Source organism: Allobosea sp. AAP35, assembly GCF_001295925.1.
In the GTDB taxonomy this organism is placed as follows: Bacteria; Pseudomonadota; Alphaproteobacteria; order Rhizobiales; family Beijerinckiaceae; genus Allobosea.
The window spans coordinates 51163-69909 of sequence record NZ_LJHQ01000003.1 but is presented as its reverse complement, the minus strand read 5'-3'; the positions used below and the strand labels follow the sequence as shown (position 1 = coordinate 69909).

18 protein-coding genes are annotated in these 18747 nt (G+C 66.9%); 7 read left to right on the top strand and 11 right to left on the bottom strand.

The genetic code is table 11. The annotated features are described in order from the left end of the window. Positions 1-16 precede the first annotated feature (16 nt). Positions 17-820 (bottom strand): PhnD/SsuA/transferrin family substrate-binding protein, encoded by an 804-nt coding sequence (locus IP69_RS01345; RefSeq protein WP_156323225.1) that lies wholly within the window; start codon positions 818-820, stop codon positions 17-19. Beyond that, positions 817-1827, bottom strand: a complete 1011-nt coding sequence (locus tag IP69_RS01340; protein ID WP_054141011.1) for an ornithine cyclodeaminase family protein — start codon at positions 1825-1827, stop codon at positions 817-819. The genes IP69_RS01345 and IP69_RS01340 overlap by 4 nt, the downstream gene beginning before the upstream one ends. Positions 1828-2132: 305 nt before the next feature. On the opposite strand from IP69_RS01340, the gene IP69_RS01335 reads away from it, so the two are divergent. The 3 genes from IP69_RS01335 (at position 2133) to hpxZ (ending at position 4504) form a co-directional block, all read left to right on the top strand. Beyond that, entirely contained in the window at positions 2133-2711 is a 579-nt protein-coding gene (locus tag IP69_RS01335) for a L,D-transpeptidase (RefSeq protein WP_054141010.1), read from the top strand. A gap of 213 nt (positions 2712-2924) precedes the next feature. Continuing rightward, positions 2925-4103, top strand: coding sequence for an amidase (locus tag IP69_RS01330; RefSeq protein ID WP_054141009.1), 1179 nt, complete (start codon positions 2925-2927; stop codon positions 4101-4103). Next, positions 4100-4504, top strand: a complete 405-nt coding sequence (gene hpxZ / locus IP69_RS01325) for an oxalurate catabolism protein HpxZ (RefSeq protein ID WP_054141008.1) — start codon at positions 4100-4102, stop codon at positions 4502-4504. The genes IP69_RS01330 and hpxZ overlap by 4 nt, the downstream gene beginning before the upstream one ends. 103 nt (positions 4505-4607) lie before the next feature. On the opposite strand, the gene IP69_RS01320 is transcribed toward hpxZ, so the two are convergent. The 8 genes from IP69_RS01320 to IP69_RS01285 all read right to left on the bottom strand — a co-directional run bounded on the left by IP69_RS01320 (position 4608) and on the right by IP69_RS01285 (position 12847). Continuing rightward, the gene (locus tag IP69_RS01320; RefSeq protein ID WP_054141007.1) at positions 4608-5660 is read right to left on the bottom strand and encodes an ABC transporter ATP-binding protein; all 1053 of its coding nucleotides are present in this window, start codon (positions 5658-5660) and stop codon (positions 4608-4610) included. Continuing rightward, positions 5657-7780: an iron ABC transporter permease gene (locus tag IP69_RS01315; RefSeq protein WP_054141006.1), complete on the bottom strand. Its 2124-nt coding sequence runs from the start codon at positions 7778-7780 to the stop codon at positions 5657-5659. The genes IP69_RS01320 and IP69_RS01315 overlap by 4 nt, the downstream gene beginning before the upstream one ends. Positions 7781-7812: 32 nt before the next feature. Then, positions 7813-8847: an ABC transporter substrate-binding protein gene (locus IP69_RS01310; RefSeq protein WP_054141005.1), complete on the bottom strand. Its 1035-nt coding sequence runs from the start codon at positions 8845-8847 to the stop codon at positions 7813-7815. Between the two features lie 64 nt (positions 8848-8911). Further along, a complete protein-coding gene (gene phnE, locus IP69_RS01305) occupies positions 8912-9730 on the bottom strand; it encodes a phosphonate ABC transporter, permease protein PhnE (RefSeq protein ID WP_054141004.1) in 819 nt (272 codons plus the stop codon). Continuing rightward, positions 9730-10527 (bottom strand): phosphonate ABC transporter, permease protein PhnE, encoded by a 798-nt coding sequence (phnE, locus tag IP69_RS01300; RefSeq protein WP_054141003.1) that lies wholly within the window; start codon positions 10525-10527, stop codon positions 9730-9732. The genes phnE (IP69_RS01305) and phnE (IP69_RS01300) overlap by 1 nt, the downstream gene beginning before the upstream one ends. Continuing rightward, positions 10524-11363: a phosphonate ABC transporter ATP-binding protein gene (phnC, locus tag IP69_RS01295; RefSeq protein WP_054141002.1), complete on the bottom strand. Its 840-nt coding sequence runs from the start codon at positions 11361-11363 to the stop codon at positions 10524-10526. Before phnC ends, phnE (IP69_RS01300) begins: the two co-directional genes overlap by 4 nt. Before the next feature lie 64 nt (positions 11364-11427). Beyond that, complete coding sequence (gene phnD, locus IP69_RS01290) at positions 11428-12393, bottom strand: phosphate/phosphite/phosphonate ABC transporter substrate-binding protein (protein ID WP_054141001.1); 966 nt, start codon at positions 12391-12393, stop codon at positions 11428-11430. A gap of 85 nt (positions 12394-12478) precedes the next feature. Next, a complete protein-coding gene (locus tag IP69_RS01285) occupies positions 12479-12847 on the bottom strand; it encodes a DUF971 domain-containing protein (RefSeq protein WP_054141000.1) in 369 nt (122 codons plus the stop codon). Between the two features lie 133 nt (positions 12848-12980). On the opposite strand from IP69_RS01285, the gene moaA reads away from it, so the two are divergent. The 4 genes from moaA (at position 12981) to IP69_RS01265 (ending at position 16968) form a co-directional block, all read left to right on the top strand. Continuing rightward, positions 12981-14009, top strand: a complete 1029-nt coding sequence (moaA, locus tag IP69_RS01280; protein WP_248306662.1) for a GTP 3',8-cyclase MoaA — start codon at positions 12981-12983, stop codon at positions 14007-14009. 123 nt (positions 14010-14132) lie between these two features. Beyond that, a complete protein-coding gene (locus tag IP69_RS01275; protein ID WP_054140998.1) occupies positions 14133-14714 on the top strand; it encodes a hypothetical protein in 582 nt (193 codons plus the stop codon). Then, a complete protein-coding gene (locus tag IP69_RS01270) occupies positions 14704-16164 on the top strand; it encodes a hypothetical protein (protein WP_054140997.1) in 1461 nt (486 codons plus the stop codon). The genes IP69_RS01275 and IP69_RS01270 overlap by 11 nt, the downstream gene beginning before the upstream one ends. 39 nt (positions 16165-16203) lie before the next feature. Next, entirely contained in the window at positions 16204-16968 is a 765-nt protein-coding gene (locus tag IP69_RS01265) for a hypothetical protein (RefSeq protein WP_054140996.1), read from the top strand. 18 nt (positions 16969-16986) lie between these two features. Here IP69_RS01265 and IP69_RS01260 read toward each other — a convergent pair whose 3' ends face one another. Then, positions 16987-18705, bottom strand: coding sequence for a methyl-accepting chemotaxis protein (locus IP69_RS01260; RefSeq protein WP_054140995.1), 1719 nt, complete (start codon positions 18703-18705; stop codon positions 16987-16989). Positions 18706-18747: the final 42 nt, after the last annotated feature.

Genomic DNA, 18747 nt, shown 5'->3' with positions numbered 1-18747 from the left:
ACGGTGACGTTGCGCCTCACCCCGGCTGGAGATAGCCGGCGCGGTCGGCGGTTGCCGCCTCCTCGATCAGCATGCGATAGGTCTCCGCTTCGACGGCCGCGAAGCCCGAAAGGCGCAGGCGGGCGAGGATCGCGCGTCCGTCATCGTCCCGATGCGCGGTCAGCAGAGCCGCGCGCATCCGCGCGATGACCGTATCGTCGATCCCGCGCGAGGCCACCAGCAGCGGCATCGGACGCGGCGCCGTCGTGGCGACGATGCGCAATCTTCCTGCAGTTGCGGGCTCGGCCTCCAGCAGCAGGTCGTAAAAGTAAGAATCGAGCGGGCCGATGTCGATTTCGTCGGCCAGCAGAGCCTCGATGACCCGGCGTGGCGTCAGCAGCGGCCCTAAACTCTGCGCGTAAAGCGGCCCCCTCGCCTGCCATCGCGGCAGCAGATGGGTGCGCAGCGCGTTGAAGCCCGATTGCGAATGCGCGACCGTCCAGCCGAGTCTGCGGCTGAAGCTCTCCTCCAGCGTGGCGATGTTGCTCTCGGCCCGCACGACCAGATGCGTCGCGTAGAGCGGCCGGCCGTCGCCGGAGGCCGGGACGGGAACTGCGACCGGCTGCACGGGGAAGCCGCCTCGCACAAAAGGGTAGCCGCAGATGAAGGCGAGCCCGAGGTCCTCGCGCCGCCAAAGCTCTTCGAGCGGAGCCGGCGCGGCATGGGCGATCACGTCGAGCGGGATGCCGGAGATCGCAGCGATCCGGGCGAAGAGCGCCGTCCAGTTCGCCGCCGTCGCCGCATCGACGGCATACATTCGGGCGTTGGCAATGAGCCTCACGCGTAGCGCAGCCGCTGGCCGAGCCCCATCGTCTTGGCTTTCTCCAGCATGAAATGGCCGAGCGCGATATCCGACAGCGAGAGACCGCGATGCCAGAACAAGATCGTCTCGTCCTCGCGCTCGCGACCGGGTTTGAGGCCCGCGACGATCTCGCCCATCTCGGCATGCAGCGTCTCTTCCGAGAGCTTACCGGCCTCGACATGGGCGCGCAGGCTGCCGAAGGGGCCGCCCTTGCACTGTCCCCAATCATCGACGACGAGCTTGCTCATGATGTCGGTGAGCGAAAGCTCAACCGCGCTCATCGTGCCGTAAGGCACCACGAAGGCGCCCGGCTTAATCCAGCAGGTCTTCAGCATCGGCTCGGGCGCGTTCAACCGTGACGCCTCGACGACAATGTCGGCCCCTTCGACGCAGCTCTGCCAATCTTCCGTCACGACGACGCGCTTGCCGAGATCAGCCGAAAGCCGCGCCCCGAAGGCGTCGCGGCTTTCCGGCCTTCGCGAATGGACGCGGATCTCGTCGAAATCGAACAGGGAATGGAGCAGGCGGACATTCCAATAGGCGGTGCCGCGCGCGCCGATATGGCCGAGCACTTTTGAGCCCTTGCGGGCGAGATATTTCGCGCCGATCGCGGTGATCGCGCCGGTGCGCATATCGGTGAGATGGCTGCCGTCGACGATCGCGGTCGGCACGCCGGTCATCGGATCCATCAGCAGCAGCAGGCCCATTTCGGAGGGCAGGCCGAGTTTGTAGTTGTCGACGAAGTCTCCGATCACCTTGACGCCGGCCCGGTTGATGGGATCGCGAAAGGCGCCGCGCAGCACGTTGAAATGGCCGTTGGCACCGGCCTTCGGCATCAGATGCACGCGCGGCTCGATCTCGGTCGCCTTTTGACCCTGGGCGGCAAGACCGGCCTCGACGGCGGCGATGATTTCCGCATCGGTCAGCTTCAGCGCCTCGACATCGAGCGCGTTCAGGAAATCGATGTGCAGAGGGGGATGCGGCACGTCTTCAACCTCGTCTGGGCGCGGAATGGTAAGCACAGGCGAGCATACACGCCCACGAGGAAGAGCCATCCCCCGTCCACGGGAGAGGACGCATACGCACGCCGCGCATCGCATCGCGGCAAAGACCTTCGCAGCCGATGTGGCCGGCGCGCAACGACGCCTCGCAAAGCCCGCCTGCTCGCACCGATGTGATGACCGCTCGATTGCGCCTGTGGCGATCCTCTGACAGGAAATTGAGGAGATGTTGACCTTTTAACGTCAGCTTTCTGTTCCGCGCCCCCTTTTCGCCGCCGCCCGAGGTCCCGATGAACCGCATTTTCCGTATGGCCCTGCTGAGTGGGCTTGGCCTGCTTGCCGTCGCGACATCCGCCCGCGCCGAGATCGACCCGCTGACCCGCCAGCCGCTGTTCACCTATGAGGATCCGGCGAAGGCGCAGGCCACCGCGATCCCGCGCGAAATCGTCTCCTATGACGGCAAACAGCGTCCGGGAACGATCGTGATCAACACCAGCGAGCGCCGCCTGTATCTCGTCATGCCCGACGGCAAGGCGATGCGATACGGCGTCGGCGTCGGCCGCCCGGGCTTCGACTGGGCCGGCTCGCAGACGATCACCCGCAAGCAGGAATGGCCGACCTGGACCCCGCCCGCCCAGATGCTGAAGCGCCGGCCGGACCTGCCGCGCTTCATGCCTGGCGGCCCGGAAAACCCGATGGGTGCCCGCGCGCTCTATCTCGGCTCGACGCTCTACCGCATCCACGGCTCCAACGAGCCGGAGACGATCGGCCAGGCCGTCTCGTCGGGCTGCATCCGCATGCTCAACGAAGACGTCATGGACCTCTATGAGCGCGTGAAGGTCGGCACCCGGGTCGTCGTCGCCCGCTGAGCCACCCTCGACTGCGCCAACAGATCAGGGCCGTCCTTCGGGGCGGCCCTTTTTTGTCTTGCGCGTTTGTCTTGAGCCTTTGTCTTGAGCCTTTGTCTTGCGCCCGCTGCAGGGGCCCGGCGCCGGGGTGCATGGCGACAGGCGCCGCCGTGGCTGGCATCCTGCTTGCGGGGCAAGCTGCTCAAAGCGGGTGGCCGTGAACAGGTTTCGGGAATGACCATGGATGATGTCGTCAACGCCTTCGTGCCGGGCGCGCGGGTTCACATACCGGGTCGCGCCGGCGGGCCGCTCGCGGGGCTGAGCTTCGCCGCCAAGGACCTGTTCGACGTCGCGGGCCTGCCCACCGGCGGCGGCAATCACGACTGGGCGACGTTCAATCCCATTCCCGAGCGCCATGGCTGGGCGGTGCAGACCCTGCTCGATGCGGGGGCCGATCTCGTCGGCAAGACCATCACCGACGAAGTCTCGCTCGGCATCCTCGGCGAAAACGCTTTCGATGGCACGCCGATCAACACGGCCGCGCCCGATCGCGTGCCGGGCGGCTCGTCCTCAGGCTCGGCGGCGGCTGTCGCGGCGGGGCTGTGCGACACCGCGCTGGGCACCGATACCGGCGGCTCGGTGCGTGTGCCGGCGAGTTTCTGCGGGCTCTACGGCATCCGCCCGACGCATGGGCGCGTCGATGTCACCGGCATGCTGCCGCAGGCGCCGAGTTCCGACACCACGGGGTGGTTCGCGCGCGATGCGGAGACCTTCGCGAGGGTGTCGAGCGTGCTGCTGGGCGAGGCGCCGGGCGCGCTGCCGACACGGCTTCTGGTTGCGACGGATGCCTTCGGCTTCGCCGATCCCGAGGTCGCCGAGGCGCTCCAGCCCCTCGTCGCACGCCTGAGCCGGATCGTCGGCGAGGTGCGCGAGGAGATCATGGCGCCGCAGGGGCTTTCGGTCTGGGCCCGGGCGCAGCGGACGCTGCAGCCGGTCGAGGCCTGGACCACCTTCCGCCGCTGGGTTGAGGAGACCAATCCGCGCATGGCCTTCAGCGTCGCGGCGGGCCTGCTGCACGGTGCGCGGATGCCCGAGGCGGACCGCCACTGGGCCGAACTCATGCGCCAGGAGGCCCGCGCCCGGCTGCGCCATCTGCTGCCCCCGGGCACGATCCTGTGCCTGCCGACGACGCCCTTCCCCGCCCCGCTGCGCGGTCTGTCGCAGCCGGTCCTGCAGCCGATGAAGGACCGGATCACCTGCCTGTGCGCGCAGGGCGGGTTGACCGGCTCGCCGCAGGTCAGCCTGCCCGGCGCGACCGTGAACGGCGCGACCGTCGGGCTCTCGATCATCGGCGGACGCGGCACGGATGCCGCGCTGATCGCCGTCGCACAAGCCATGGAGAACGCCGCGTGAGCGATTTCACCCCCAATTTGCCCGAGGTCGTCGCCGAGGTGTCGGCCCTGTTCGAAGCCTATGAACAGGCACTGATCGACAAGAATGTCGACGTGCTCGATGCGACCTTCTGGAACAGCCCGCACACGATCCGCTATGCGCTGCACGAGAACGGCTATGGCTTTTCCGAAATCCACGCCCATCGCGTCGCCCGCCCGCCGGGCCCGGGCATCAAGGAGAAGCGGATCAGGCTGGAGATCCTGACGCTGGGCCGCGACATCGCCACCGTGAACCTGGAGTTCAAGGTGCGCGGGCGCGATCTCGTCGGCCGCCAGAGCCAGAGCTGGGTGCGCTTCCCCGATCTCGGCTGGAAGGTGATTTCGGCGCATGTCTCGACGATGGACGGCCTGCGGCTCTACTAAGGGCCAGTCGCAGCCTTAAACTAACCGTCCGCGACGCGGCTTCATCCGCCAGACCGCATTGAGGCCTTTCGGTCGTCCAAGCACTGCCTGAACGGCGGCCGATCTATGGAAGATGCGCGAGGATCATGATCCGGTCGTCGCGAAACGAGAGGGAGACCGCGTCGCCGGCGGCGAAGACGTCGGTCGCCGACATCGCGTTGATCGGGCCCCAAACGGTTTCGATCTCGAATTCGCGCCAGTCGCCGACATAGGTGGCACGCGTGACCTTGCCCGCCAGGCCATATCCGCCGTCCGTTCCCATTTCGACGGCGTAGGGGCGGATGGCGAGCGTCGCCGGGCGCTCGGTCAACCCCTCGCGCTCGCCGAGCGCGATCGTCGCGCCATTGCGGCTGAACGTCCAGCCGGCCTCGCCGCGCGACAGCTCGCCCTCGAACAGATTGGCCTCGCCCATGAAATCGGCCACGAAGGCGTCCGCAGGCTGCTCGTAGATCGCACGCGGCGGCCCCATCTGCGCGATTCTACCCCGGTTCATCACGATCACCGTGTCCGACACGGCCAGAGCCTCGCTCTGGTCATGGGTCACATAGACCACGGTCAGGGCCAGATCTTGCTGCAGCGCGCGGATGTCGTCGCGGACCTTGCGCCTGAGGCGGGCGTCGAGATTGGAGAGGGGCTCGTCGAACAGCAGGATGGTCGGCTCCAGCACGAGCGCGCGCGCCACCGCGACGCGCTGCTGCTGGCCGCCCGAGAGCGCCGAAGGAAGCCGCTCCTCCAGGCCCGACAGGCCGACCAGCTCGAGCTTGGCACGCGCCAGCCGGTCCGCCTCGCCCCGCGCTTTGCCCGAGGCGAGCAGGCCATAGGCGACGTTGCGCAGCACGCTCATATGCGGAAACAGCGCGTAGGACTGGAACACCATGCTGACGTCGCGTTCGGCGGCTGAGAGCCGCGTCACATCCTCGCCGCCGATCAGGATGCGGCCGGCGCTCGGCAGTTCGAGCCCGGCGATCATGCGCAGCGTCGTGGTCTTGCCGCAGCCCGACGGGCCGAGAATCGTGGTCAGCGTGCCGGCTTCGACGCTGAAGCTGATGTCGTCGACGGCGGTGACCGGACCGTAGCGGCGGCTGACGCCCGCGAATTCGAGTGCGCCGCCGCTCATGCCGGACCTCCTGATACCGCCTGCGGCTCGCCGAGGCGCCGGCCGAGATTCTGCTCGCCGACGACGAGTCGCACCGCCCAGATCACCATCAGCATGAAGGCGATCATCAAGGCGCAATAGGCGATGGCGAGGGAATACTCGCCGGCCTCGACGCGCCCGACGACGTAAGCCGTCGCGAGGTTGTAGCGCGCCGTCACCAGGAAGATGACGGCCGAGACCGCCGTCATCGCTTGGATGAAGCTGTAGATCAGCGTCGCCACGATCGCGGGCTTGATCAGCGGCAGGATGACCAGGACGAGCGTGCGGGCCGTGCTGGCGCGCAGCGTGGCCGAGGCCTCGTCGAGCGATTTGTCGATCTGGCTTAAAGCCGCCATGCCGGCGCGCACGCCCACCGGCATGTTACGGAAGACGAAGCAGGCGATGAGGATCGCGAGCGTGCCGGTGATCTCGACCGGGGCGACGTTGAAGGCGAGGATGTAGGAGATGCCGATCACCGTGCCGGGGATCGCGAAGGACAGCAGCGTCATGAATTCGAAGGCGCGACGGCCCCGGAACTCCTGGCGCGCCAGCACATAGGCCGTCAACAGCCCCACCATCGCCGTCAGGGGTGCCGAGATGCCGGCGACCCAGACGGTGACCCAAAACGAATTCCAGGCCGAGCCGAGCCAGACCAACCCTGCGTCTCCGGTCCCGACGGCAAAACCGGTCGCGAAATGCGCCAGCGTCGGCGTCAGGTCGAAGCGGCCGATATCGACGACGAAGCCGCCGATCAGGACGACGCCGTAGACGGCGATCGTCAGTGCGATCCAGGGCGCCGCGATCAGCCAGAGGCCGGCCGGCATCGCGGCGGGCAGGGGCGAAGGCAGGCCGGAATCGCCCTTGCCCGAGACGGTGACGAAGGAGGTCCCTGCCAACAGGCGCATCTGCAGCGCGAAGGCCGCCAGCGTAAAGGCGAGCAGGATGAGCGCCAGGATCGCGGCGCGGGCCGGCTCGTGCTGGGCACCGGCGATGGCGAAGAAGATCTTGGTCGACAACACCTCGAAGGAGCCGCCCAGCACCAGCGGATTGCCGAAATCCGACAGGCTCTCGACGAAGGCGAGCAGGAAGGTGTTGAGCAGCGCCGGCGCCAGCAGGGGCAGAGTCACGGTCATGAAGATGCGCAGGCGCGAGGCGCGCAGCGTCTGCGCGGCCTCTTCCAGCGTCGGACTGAGCGCCTTCAGCGCGCCCGACAGGATGATGAAGGATAAGGGTGCCTGGCTCAGCACCTGCGCGATCGTCACGCCGGGCAGGCCATAAATCCAGCGCGTGCGCGGCAGCCCGAACCAGTCGCTCAGCGTCGCCGTGACGATGCCGGTGCGCCCGAACAGCACGATCAGCGCCAGCCCGACGACGAAGGGCGGGGTGATGATCGGCAGGATCGCCAGCGCGTCGAAAAGCTTCGGCATCCGCACATTCGTTCGCGTCGCCAAGAGCGCGAAGGCGAGGCCGAAGACAGTCGATAGACCGGCAACGAGCAGGCCGAGCCCGAGCGAGTTCACCGCGACGCCGCAGGCCTGTCCGCCGCCGAGGCATCCCAGGCTCCAGATGTCGGGTGCGCTGAGCCGATCGAGCAACTCCCCCGCCGAAACGAAACCGGATGGGCCGGCGAAGGCCTCGACCAGCATCCGCGAGACCGGCCAGAACACGAACAGGATGACGAGCGCGCCGATCACGGCGACGCAGGTGGCAACGAAGCGGTCGTTGCGGAAGGCTCCGAGCCGCGCCGAGGCTCCCGCCGCGAGAGCCACCAGCGCGACGGCGGCAATGGCGAGGCCGGCGCCGAGATTGAGGGGCGCCGGCGAGGGCAGCAGGCCAAGGCCCGAGAGCGCAAGCGGCCGGAAGCCGGCGACCCCGATCAAAAGCAGCGCGAGAGCAGCCAGCCCGAGTTCCACCCACGAGATGGCGCGCCTGGACGGCGGAACGGCTGCAATCACCAGCACCGCGAGCGTAACCAACACCACGCCATGCCCGGAGGCAGCGAGCGCCAGCCCCGAGCGGGCATCGCCGTTGAGCGCCGGCAGCAGGGCGAGGCCGAGCAACCCCGCCATGCTCCAGAACAGCGAGAAGCGGTCGAGCTTCATGGTCGCGCGGCCGCCCCTCTCAAGCCGTAGGTTCAGTTCTTCGGCGCGGTCTTGACCTCGGCGTCCCACTTCTTCAGCAGGCGGGTGCGCTCGACCGACGAGCCGTATTTGGCGAAGTCGTAATCGATCAGCTTGGTCTCTGCGAGGTTGGGGGCGGCCGGCGGCACCTTGGCGGATTTGTTGGACGGCACCTGATAGGCCTTCGCCTTCTCGCCGATCTCCTGCGCTTCGGGCGTGAGAGCCCAATCATACCAGATCTTGGCGTTGGCCAGGTTCTTGGCGCCCTTGATCAGCGACATCGAGCCGATCTCGTAGCCGGTGCCTTCGCAGGGCGAAACCACCTTGAGCGGTGCACCAGCGACCGCCTGGGAGACGGCGTCGTGCTGGAAGACGATGCCGACCATCGATTCGCCCGTCGCCGCCGCGCGTGCCGGCGCGGCGCCCGATTTGGTGTACTGGTTGATGTTCTTGTGCAGGGCCTTGAGATAGTCGAAGGCCTTGTCCTCGCCCATCAGCTGAACCATCGTCGCCAGCATGGTGTAGGAGGTGCCCGACGAATTCGGATCGGCGACCTGAACCTCGTCCTTGAACTCCGCCTTGATCAGATCGGCCCAGCATTTCGGCTCGGCGATCTTCTTCTCAGCCAGCATCTTGGTGTTGACGCCATAGCCGAGCGCGCCGGCATAGATGCCGACAGTGCGGAATTTCGACTGTTCGGCCTGCTTCACAGCCCAAGGCAGCAACTGCGCCAGCATCGGCGAGCGGTATTCCTCGGTGAGGTTCTCTTCCGCTGCCTGCAGATGCGGGTCGCCCGTGCCACCCCACCAGACGTCGCCGCGCGGATTGGCGGCCTCTGCCTTGATCTGGGCATAGGTCTCGCCGGAGGATTTGCGGGTCATCGAGACCTTGATGCCGGTCTTGGCTTCAAAGGCCTGGACCATCGGACGGCACCATTCCTCCTGGACGGTGCAATAGACCACCAGTTCGCCCTGCTGGGCCTGGGCGGAGGGCATGGCATGGGCGCTGAGCGCACCGGCGATGGCAAGACCGATCAGATGTTTGTTCATGGCGTTACTCCCCTGGGTTGAAGCGCCCGATCCTGGACGCCCATGATGACGCGGTGCCAACGATTCAGATGATCGCGTGGCGAATCTTCGCCGAGACCCATTCGCTGACGACGACGGTCGCGAGGATGACCAGCAGAAGCAGCGTCACCTGCGGCCAGGCCAGCGTGTTCATCGAGCTTTCGAGATTGACGCCGATGCCGCCGGCTCCGACGAGCCCTAGCACCGTCGCCTCGCGGATGTTGATGTCCCAGCGGAAGACTGTGATGCCGGCAAAGGCCGGGGTGATCTGCGGCCAGATGCCCCAGGCCAGAACCTGCTGGGGCGAGGCGCCGGTGGCGCGGATCGCCTCGACCGGCTCGACATTGATCTCCTCGATCGCCTCGTAGAGCAGCTTGGCGATGAAGCCGATCGAGCGCAGCGCGATCGCCAGGATGCCGGCGAGCACGCCCGGACCCAGGATCGTGACCAGCACGAGCGCCCAGATGATCGCGTTGATCGAGCGGGACGAGACGATGACGAGCAGCGCGATCGGCCGGATGAAGGTCGCGCTCGGCGTGGTGTTGCGCGCGGTGAGGAAGGCGATCGGCACGGCGAGCACGATCGCCAGAAGCGTGCCCAAAGTCGCCATGTTGATGGTGTCCCAGAGCGGCTTCCAGACGGCGCTCATATAAGACCAGCGCGGCGGCCACATGCGCGAGCCGATATCGGCGGCCTGGCGCGGGGCATCGAGCACAAAGGCCCAGATCGTGTCCTGCGTCATCACCTGCCAGGTGAAGACGAAGAGCAGGAGCAGGGCGAACCAGCCGGCGAAATGCAGCCATTCGGCCCGGCTGGTGCGGCGCTGCCAGAGTTTGGTGCCGTCCTGAGCGATGGAGACCGGCATCACTGCACCTTCGCGCGGATGAAGCCGGATGCGTATTCGCAGGCCAGCACGATGCCGATGATGATCAGCAGGATCGCGGCGGCGCTGTCGAATTCGTAGCGGTCCATCGCCGTGTTGAGCGTCGCGCCGATGCCGCCGGCGCCGACGATGCCGACGACGGCCGATTCCCGGAAGTTGATGTCGACCCGGTACATCGACAGGCCGATCAGACGTGGCGCGACCTGAGGCAGGACGGCGAAGATCAAAACCTGCCACCAGCCTGCGCCGGTGGCGCGGATGGCCTCCAGCGGGGCGGGGTCGATATCCTCGATATCCTCCGCCAACAGCTTGGCCAGAAAACCGATGGTCGCGAATGCCAGCGTCAGGAAGCCCGCGAAGGGCCCAAAGCCGAACAGCACCACGAGGAAGATCGCGATGATGACCTCCTGCAGGCTGCGCGCCACTGCGATGAAGGCGCGGCAGAAGGCATAGACCGGGAGCGGCGCGATGTTGCGGGCCGCCCCGATGCCGAAGGGCACGGACAGGATGATGCCGATGATGGTCGAGGTCACGGTCATCGTCAGGCTCTCGAGCAGCCCGGCCTTGATGTCGCCCCAGCGCGAGGTGAAATCGGGCTGGAGGAACCCGGCAAACAGCCGGCCGGCGCGCGCGGCGCCTTCCGACATGCGGGCCCAGTTCAGCTCGACCGTGCCGAAGGCGACCACGAGATAGAGGGCGACACCGGCATAGATGGCGTAGCGCAGGGTGGGATTGGCGATGAGGGGCGGCGGCGTCCAGCGCCGCGAGACCGCGCTCATGCGGTCACCAGCGGCGTATCGCGGACGAGAACCGCCGGCGCGCCGGCGGCGGCGGCTTGCTCGTCCTCTTCCTCGGCCTTGCGGATCGTGGCGGTCCAGTCCTCGGCGCCGTAGATCTCGGTCAGCACCTCCGGGGTCAGCCCATCGGGCGGCCCGTCGAAGACAACCTTGCCCTTGCGCAAGCCGACGATGCGCTGGACGAACATCTGCGCGAGCGCGACGTCGTGAATGTTGACGATCGCGGCGAGATTGCGCTCGGCGCAGAGCTCGACGATCAGCCGCATGATCTGGCGCGAGGTCTTGGGGTCGAGGCTCGCGGTGGGCTCGTCGACCAGCAGCAGATCGGGCTCCTGCACCAGCGCGCGGGCGATACCGACGCGCTGGCGCTGGCCGCCCGAGAGCGCATCGGCGCGCTTGTCGACATGGTCGGTCAGGCCGACGCGCTCCAGCACCGCGAAGGCGCGATCGATATCGGCCTGCGGGAAGCGGCGAAAGAACGAACGCCAGAAGCCGACATAGCCGAGCCGGCCCGACAGCACGTTTTCCATCACCGACAGCCGATCGACCAAGGCGTATTCCTGAAAGATCATGCCCATGCGGCGGCGCGCCTGCCCCAGGGCGCCGCGGGAGAGGCGCGACAGATCGAGATCGCCGAGCTTGATCGTGCCCTCGCTGGGCTCGACCAAACGGTTGACGCAGCGGATCAGCGAGGATTTGCCGGCGCCAGAGGGTCCGATCAGGCCGACGACCTGCCCGGCCGGGACCGACAGGGTGACCGCCTCCAACGCCAGATCGCCGGTGGCGTAGCGCTTGGTCAGGTTCTCGATGACGAGCATGTGGGCCTCCAAAACGATGCCGGCCGCGCGAGGGCGCGGCCGGTGGTCTGAGAACAGGCCCGGCTTACTTGCAGGCGTAGCTGACGTTCAGCGCCTTATCGATATTGCGCACGACTTCCCAATGCTCCTTGAAGGTGATCGGGATGAACTTCTCCTGCGGCGGCTCGGCCGAGGCGAACTCCTTCTGGAGGGCGGTGCCGTCCCAGTTGAAGCTGAAGAACGCCTCTTTGATCTTGGCGGCGAGTTCGGGCTTCAGATTGTGCGCGTAGCCATAGCCCGTGGTCGGGAAGGTCTGCGACTTGTAGATCACCTTGGTCGCATCGGCCTTGATGACGTTGCGCGCGATCATGCGGGACTTGACCGAATTGGCGATGGCCGCGGCCGGATAGTCCTTGTTGGCGACGCCGATGATCGAATTGTCGTGCTTGCCGGAGAAGACGGGCTCGTAATCCTTCTTGGCTTCCATCTTGAACTCCTGCGCGAGCAGGGCGGACGGCGCCTTGAAGCCGGAGTTCGAGGTCTCGGAGGTGAAGGCGAGCTTCTTGCCCTTGATGTCCTCGATCTTCTCGATGCCGGAGCCGGGATAGGTGATGATCTCCATCTCGTAGCCGAACTCGTTCTTCTTCGAGGCCATCATGGTGAAGGGAACGAAGCCGGAGCAGGCGACGGCGATCGGGTTCGAGCCGGTGTTGAAGCCGGCGACATGCAGGCGGCCGGCGCGCATGGCCTCAAGCTGTGCGGCATTGCTCTGCACGGGGAAGAACTGCACCCGCTTGCCGGTGACCTTTTCCATGTGCTTGAGGAATTCATCCCAAACCTTGGCGTAGACGGCGGGATCTTCGACCGGGGTATAGGCGAAGATCAGGGTCGCGGGATCAACAAGGTCGGCAGCAGCCGTGGGCGCGTCGGCAACCATGTCGCCGTCGGCATCCTTGTAGCGGGCGTCGAGCGCGGAGGCGGCGCCGACGGAAAGGGTGAGCGAAAGCGCGGTCGCGCCGGCGAGGGTGGCCAGTGTCTTCAAGAGGCTCATGGTCAACTCCCGTGGGGTGGATCGAGTGTGACGGTCTGTCGGCTCCCGATGACAGTTGGATGACAAAGCCAACATCAAGTGCCGGTCAACGCCGCCCGCCTCGTTCCCGCGACAGGCCCTGCGCCTCGAGCGCATCGAGATAGGCCTGCAGCTTGGCCACGCCGGTCTCGCCGAGTTCGCGCAGATAGTCCCAGCCGAAGATGCCGGTGTCGTGCATGTCGTCGAAGGTCAACTTCACGGCATAGTGACCAACCGGCTCGACCTTCAGGATTTCGACCTCGCGCTTGCCGGGGATGGTCTTTTTCTGCGTCGGCCCATGCCCCTGAACCTCGGCCGAGGGGCTCTCGACGCGCAGGAGTTCGGCAGCGATCGCAAAGGAGGCCCCGTCCTCGAAGGCGACATGCAGGGTCCGGCGGTCCTTCGACAGGCGCAGTTCGGTGGGCCAGGCTGACATGGTTGCGTGGGCTCGCTTGCTGATGCGGCCTTAGCCGCGCTTGACCTTGGCCATGCCAATGCCAATGTCTGCCCTCTATACAGGACAACGCGGTCGCAGCCACTCCGGGCCGGCGGCACAGGATATGCCAGACGTGCTGATCGAGACCCAGAACCCGCTGACCCGCCCGGCCCTGGTCGATCCGTTCGGCCGCGACATCTCCTATCTGCGGATCTCGGTGACGGATCGCTGCGATTTCCGCTGCGTCTATTGCATGTCCGAGGACATGACCTTTCTGCCCAAGCGCGATCTTTTGACGCTGGAGGAGATCGACCGCGTGGCGTCTGCTTTCGTTGCGCGCGGCACGCGGAAGCTCCGCCTCACCGGCGGTGAGCCTTTGGTGCGCCGCGACGTGATGAGCCTGTTCCGCTCGCTCTCGCGCCACCTCGCGTCTGGCGCGCTGGAAGAGCTGACGCTGACCACCAACGGTTCGCTGCTCGACCGCTATGCCCAGGAACTGGCCGATTACGGCGTGCGGCGGATCAATGTCTCGCTCGACACGCTCGACCCCGACAAGTTCCGCAAGATCACGCGCTGGGGCGATCTCGGCAAGGTGCTGGGCGGCATCGAGGCGGCGCGCAAGGCCGGCATGCGGGTCAAGATCAACGCGGTGGCGCTCAAGGGCGTCAACGAGGACGAGATCGAGAGCCTGATGACCTGGTCGCATGGGCTGGGCATGGATCTGACCCTGATCGAGGTGATGCCGCTGGGCGAGATCGAGCCGGGCCGGATCGACCAGTTCCTGCCGCTCTCGGTGGTGAGGGCTCGGCTGATGGACAGGTACAACCTCGTCGAGGACCCCTACCGGACCGGCGGGCCAGCGCGCTATGTTCGGGTCCAGGAGACCGGCGGGCTCGTCGGTTTCATCACGCCGATGACGCATAATTTCTGCGAGAGCTGCAACCGGGTGCGGCTGACCTGCACGGGTACGCTCTATATGTGCCTGGGCCAGGAGGATGCCGCTGACCTGCGCGCTCCGATCCGGGCGTCGAGCGACGATGCAGCCCTGCACCGCGCCATGGACGAGGCGATTTCGCGCAAGCCCAAGGGCCATGACTTTGTCATCGACCGGCGGCGTAATGCCCCGGCCGTCGGGCGCCATATGAGCGTCACCGGCGGCTGATTGCCGTTGGCCCGGCCGCTGCATGGCGCATTGGGGACGGTTCGCGGACCCTGCCGTCCTTCGGCTTGACGGCCCCCTGCAAAGGCTTAACGGTTGGTTGATGGTGTTTGTCGCGGGCGTTCGATGATCAGAAGCGTCTTTCTTCGGCTGAACGCGATCGCATCCAGTGCCTGGCGTGTCCTGCTCGAAACCCAGATCGCCAGGCTTGCGATCTTCGCCGTCAAACTCTGGCCGCGCTCCCGCCTGCTCTCGCTGCTGCTGGCCCTTCTCGCGCTTGGCTGCGTCGCGCTGGCGGGCTGGTCGGCCCATCAGGTCTTCGGCATCCTGGTGCCGGCTTCCCCCATCAGCGCCTGGATCGCTGCGGCGCTGACGGCGCTGGTCGTTCTGGCGCTGTGCGCCTTCACCGCGATCGCCGGCATCGAGGCCCTGCTGCAACTGGCTTATGATTTTGGCCGTCATCGCGTCGGCGTGCTGCTGGCGCTCGCCACGATCCTCGCGGTGCTGGCGGCGGTCGAGGCCTTGCCCGGCGCGACCGAGCTTGCGACGGCCGACTGGCTGGCGCTGGGTCTGGCGGCCGTCCTGCTCATGATGGCCGGCTGGTTCCAGCGGACCTATCGCACACCGGCGCGACGCGGCTTCCGGGATTTCCATGTCGATGTCGTCGAGGCCCGGCAGGTGCTGGCGAGAGCCGCCCATGGCGTCTGATTCCAGCCGCGCCGGCGCCGCGATCCCGCCGATCACGGCCCATCACCTCGCGGAGGTGGTGCAGGCCGGGCATCATGGCGCCAGCGACGCGCTCGACAACAATCCGCCGCCGCATTCAACTTTACCCTCGCAGACCGAACTGACGCTTCTTGCCCGTGTCATGGAGCTGTTTGGCGCCATCCGCCAGGAGGCGGCGGCGGCCCTGAACGATCTCCATGCCGAGATCGCCAGCCGGCGCGAGCGCTTCACCCAGGAGCGCTATGAAGGGCGCGTCCGCTCGATCGAGGCCTCCATGCGCGCGCTGCTCAACCGGCATGGCGGCGAGCTGGAGCAGCGGGTCTATGACGCGCTCAAGGCCAAGCGCGAATATGCCTATTTCAACTACACCCACCGCCGCACCGCCGACCCCAAGATCGACAAATGGCAGTTCATCCTGCTGTTCCTGATCGTGCCGCTGGCGATCGAGAGCCTGCTCAACGGCAATTTCTTCGCGGAGGCCAGCGAGTTTGGCCTTGTCGGCGGTGCGGCGACGGCCGTGATCATCTCCGCGCTGAATATCGCACTTGGCTTCCTACTGGGCTTGTGGCCGGCGCGCTATTGCCAGCACGTACGGGCCTCGCATCTGTTCTGGGCCCTGCCCGTCTATGTCGCGCTGATCGTTCTGATCATCCTGTTCAACCTCTCGGTCGGACATTACCGCGAGATGCTGATCGCCTCGCCCGATGCGCGCTCGCTGCAGGTGCTGCCGCGCGTGCTCGCCAATCCCCTGGCCATCACCGAGCTGAAATCGGCGGCGCTCGTCCTGATCGGCTGCATCGTCGCCTTTGCATCGGCGGTGAAAGGGTATTCCGCCTTCGGCAGCTATCCCGGCCATGGCAACGCCTACAAGCGCTGGCGGCAGCGCTGGGACGCCGTCGAGGAGGAGCGCCGCCGCTTCGATGTCGAATTGCTTCCCGAACTCGAAGCGCTGCGTTCGGGCATCGACGGCTTCAAGGATGATTGCGCTCAGGAGCTTGCCGGGCTGCAGGCCTCGAAAGCCGCCGCCGACCAGATCCGCGACCTCTATCAGGCGCGCCTCGCGCAGTTGCGCTCGGCCAAGGATGCGGCGCTGATGCAGTATCGCGAGGCCAATCTGCGCGTGCGCACCGATGTACCGCCCGCCTATTTCTCGCAGTCGCTCAATGTCCCCGAACTGGACCAGCCGTACGACCTGGCGGAGCACCGCGCCGTCAGGGCCCTGATCGCCGATTGCGAGCGGCAGCTTGCCAATATGCCGGCGCTGGTCGAGACCAAGCTGCGCGAGCGGCTCGCTCTGGTGCGCGGGCTCGATCTCGCCGGCGAGATCGAGCGGCTGAAGACGCGCGCTGCAGAAGCCGGCCGCGATGCCTTCGAGCAGGATGAGGCGGCGCGCCGGCAGATGGATGCAGAATTTGCCGCAATGCCGCGCTAATGCCGCCCCGCCCCTGAAGCGCGAGATGAAGAGCACGACATGAAGAGCGAAAGCTGGGCGATCGTCGCCTCGATCCTGGCGGGCGTCGCGCTGGTCGGCTTCTTCGCCGCGCCGTCCTTGCTGAAAGGCCCACCGCGCGATACCGAATCGCTGTGCCTGAAGACGGGCGCGGTCGGCCATACGCTGGTGCTCGTCGACAAGAGCGACCCCTGGAGCGAGATCCAGGCCGGGCGGCTGAAGCGGCTGGTCAAGCAGATCGGCGACGATCTGCCAGCCGACCGGATGCTGTCGATCTATGTCTTCAACGACGCGTTCGAGCCGGGCTTCCCGCCGCTTCTGTCCCTGTGCAATCCGGGCCGAACCGCCAGCGAGTTGATCGGCAATCCGCGCCGCGACTATGTCCGCTGGGTCGAAAAGTTCGGCCGCCCGCTCGACGAGGCTTTGTCGGTGCTGACGCAGCCGGCGAAGGGCAACCTCTCGCCGATCGTCGAAGCGTTGGGCGATGTCGTGTCGCGACCCGAAACGCGGGTGCGCGAGGGCGACAAGGCGCTCGTCCTGGTGTCCGACATGCTGCAGAACTCGCCGCAGTTCACGGTCTTTGGCGGCAACGCCACGGCGCGCGATCCCGAGCGGCTGAAGCGCCTCGTCGGCAAGGTCTGGCAGGACACCGGCGCGAAGGATTGGAAGCTCCAGATCCATCAGGTTCAGGGCGTCTACGATCCCCAGCGGCTCGAACAGGCCGGCACCTTGTGGCAGCAGGTGCTGCGCGGGGCCAATATCCCCTTCGTCTGGGAGCGGCTCTGAGCCCGCGCGGTGGCGGCGCTACATGCGGTAGGCCATGCGCACGCCGCCCCAATGCCGGCCGTTCACCCTGAGCGGCGCATCGACCTCGCGCACCATCTGCGTGACGCCCCCGCCCATGTCGCGCGGATAGGACTGGACCAAGAAAGGCCGTACGGAGCGCGCGGCCGCGATGCCGGCGCGGTCGTCGAAAATGCGCATGTTGCGTGAGTGAGATGCATTCCAGACGGGGTCTTCGCGGCGCTGCTGCAGCGCATAGGCCGCGTTATGAACCGGGATAAAGCCGTTGCGGTCGATCGGCACGGTGAAGAGCAAACGCATGTCCGAGGCCAGGGTACGGGCCAGAACGGGCGGCAGGATCGCCTCCAGGGCCACCAGGGCGCGGTTGCGGTATTGCTGCGGATCGGTGTCGGGCACGGCGGTGTATTCGACGTCGAAAAGATCGGCTTCGGACAGGCGGCGCGCGCCGAGTGCGTCCTCGATCAAGGCTTCGACCTCGGCGGAGAACGCCTGCGCCCGCTCGATCAGCGGACGATAGGAACTCTCGATGGTTTCGATCAGGCCGTCGAGCAGCTGCGCCTGGTGAATTGCCGGACGATCGAACGCCATGTGCAGGCCAAGCTCGCTGGTCGCTGCCATTCGGCACGGCATCGGCGGCAGATCGGCGATCTCGATGACGCCCGACAGACCGGGCCTGAGCTCGCGGTCATCGGGGCGGGCAAGCAGCACGCCGCCGCGGCCGAGATCGATGGTCCGGCTGGTGAAATCGAAGGCGCCGAGCCGTGCCTTCGCGCCATGCTCGACCGGGAAGCGGTCATGCTGCCGACGATCGGCGAAGGAGGAATGCCGCAAGGTCGGGATGAAGCGCCGCAGCATCCCGCCGGCCTGACTCGCGCCCTTGGTCGTCGCCTTGCGGGCCTTTGCGCTCTCCGTTGCGGCCGACAGGGCCACGGCGTCGATCTCGTCGACGCGTTGCGCGACAGTCTCAATGAACCGGGCCGTCTCGCCGGCACTGCGCGACAATTCAGCGGTCGCCGCCGCCTGCTCCTGGGATGCGCTGCCGATGGCGGCGATCACCGGATTGACGTCGCGCACCATTTGGAGCGCGTCGGTGACGATCGCCGCCGAACCATGCGCGGCCTGGGTCAGGCGGTCGACCCGGTTGCGGATGTTCTCGACCGCCTCCCGCACCTCGACGGATAGCGACTTCACCTCTTGCGCCACGACGCCGAAGCCGCGGCCGGCCTCGCCGGCGCGGGCGGCCTCGATCGACGCGTTCAGGGCCAGGAGATTGGTCTGGCGGGCGATCTCGGCAATTGAATCGACGATACCGCGGATCTCCGCCGTCGCCATGGCGAGACCGGTCATCATCTCCGTTGCTTCGCCGGCCCGGGTCGCGGCAGCATCAAGCCGGTCGCGCGCATGGCACATCGAACTGCCGATTTCCTCGGCGGCATTGGAAACCTGCTGCGATGCCGTGACCAGGGCTGCGGAATTGGCACTCGCGGTCGCGGTTGCGGCGCGCATCCCCAGGACGCTCTCGTGGATCGCGCTCGAACGCGTCTCGGATTCGGCGGAAAAATGCTCGGCATGACTGAGGTCGAGCGTCAGGCGGCGCATCGCCGCCACGACATCCTGTTCAAGGACGGTGACCGCCTCGCGATCTGCGGCGCTTGTCGCCGGCCCGGACTCGACGACCGCGCCGACAGGCGGCGTGGCCCCGACCGGTGCGGGTTCCACGGCGTCCGTCCGGCTTCGACTGCTCAGCCAGCGTCGAACCCT